Genomic DNA, 1428 nt, shown 5'->3' with positions numbered 1-1428 from the left:
GCGCCTCAGGAGTGCGGCGGACCGAGCGGGAGAGTCGTGTCCGGCCGCGAAGGTCACCACCGGCTCCGGTTGCGCATCTTCCAGCGATTCCGGGTGCCTGTACACCATGAGGGCGCCCGCCTCGCCCTGCATTCCGCTGGGAAAGCAACGCACCGATGCGCCCTGGACCGCGACCCTCCACCCCAGAGGCTCATACTGTTCACGCGCTCTCTCGAAAGCCCAGAACGCGTCCGCGCCCAGGCCCGTGAACACGTGCTGATCGAACTCGACGGAGACCGCGTACTCCCTGCCGTTGGGGCGATCGAAGTCCTGCACTACGGCAACCGTCGCGGGGACAGAGACATTTCCCGCAGCAGCGATGATGCCGCCGTAGGTCAGATTCTTCATCAGTCCTCATCCGTTCGCGCCCGATGTCGAATCGCCTCGTACAGCCGCTCGGTCTCCGCCCGCTGCACGGCCACCGTGGTCACCGACGCGGGATCCACCGGCGCGAACGTGTCCACGAGATCCCCCACGCTCTCGGACGTCATCCGATACGCGCGCAGACCGCCGCCCTGATCACGAGCCATGCCGCTGGGCCAGACGTCGATCTGCGCACCCGCTACGCCGATCCGCCAGCCGAATGGCTCGAGCTCTTCCCGCACGAGACAGAGCGCCTCGAAGGCGTCGTCCGCGCGTGCTTCGGCCGTTCCGAATCCGGAACCGCGTACCTCCACGACCCAGGAGAAGGGCTCCTCGAACCGCCACGACACAGCGGCGTCTCGCACGATCCCTTCGCGCATCACCTGGATCCCGAGCGACCCTGCCGTCATGCTTTCAGGATATCTGCGGGGTTCCTTGTCCATATCCAGTTCGCTCAATTCCCGCCACTGTCGTGCGGACTCGGCGTCGATTCACTCAGTGCCGGCCTCGCTCTCCGCGGAGGCGCATGGGTCCTTTCACAGAGCGACTCTCCACGGCGCACAGGATTCCGTCACGATCGGGCTAGTCTTCGACGCGATGGCATCAGCTGCCGTAAGCAGCCTCGTGCGCGGCGAGATACTCGGGCCCGAGCCTCAGACGCGCGTACTCGTCGACGGCTTCGAGAGCCGATCGCACTTCGTCCCGAGTGCCGCGAATACCCAGGCGCCGCCCGAGAACAGTGGACACGACGGCGTCTCCGCCCAAAGCAATACTGAATCCCCAGTTGCCGCTGCCGTAGTCGTCGTACAATCCGCGGACACTGAACGCGTCGTAGATGACGAAGCCGAGTTCGACATCCGACTTCCTCACCAACTGATTCGCAGCGGGGCGTAGTTCGCCGACCAGGGCGAGGACGTCATCCACGGTCAGAACCTCGTGTGCCATTGTCATTCCTCAGGTCAGGGACGATACGCCTGCATCGTCGTCGGATCGAACACGTACCCGTTACSTSTGCAGTGTTCGATC

General features: G+C 64.7%; 3 protein-coding genes. All 3 read right to left on the bottom strand.

Going from position 1 to position 1428, the window contains the following annotated elements; translation table 11 throughout:
• On the bottom strand, positions 1–387 hold a 387-nt coding region (locus DC434_RS19945; RefSeq protein WP_207770010.1), incomplete at its 3' end, for a hypothetical protein.
• A complete protein-coding gene (locus tag DC434_RS19940) occupies positions 387–812 on the bottom strand; it encodes a hypothetical protein (protein ID WP_116634143.1) in 426 nt (141 codons plus the stop codon). The genes DC434_RS19945 and DC434_RS19940, both read right to left, overlap by 1 nt.
• Positions 813–1005: 193 nt before the next feature.
• Positions 1006–1326: a hypothetical protein gene (locus tag DC434_RS19935; RefSeq protein ID WP_133192774.1), complete on the bottom strand. Its 321-nt coding sequence runs from the start codon at positions 1324–1326 to the stop codon at positions 1006–1008.
• Positions 1327–1428: the final 102 nt, after the last annotated feature.

The organism is Microbacterium sp. TPD7012, from assembly GCF_003075395.1.
Taxonomy (GTDB): Bacteria; Actinomycetota; Actinomycetes; order Actinomycetales; family Microbacteriaceae; genus Microbacterium.
Note: the sequence above shows the minus strand (reverse complement) of the source record. Positions and strands in the feature narration are given on the sequence as shown.

Bases quoted from the DNA above. Each gene is read 5' to 3' on its own strand.
- DC434_RS19940 (WP_116634143.1), bottom strand. From the start codon at position 812: ATGACGGCAGGGTCGCTCGGGATCCAGGTGATGCGCGAAGGGATCGTG.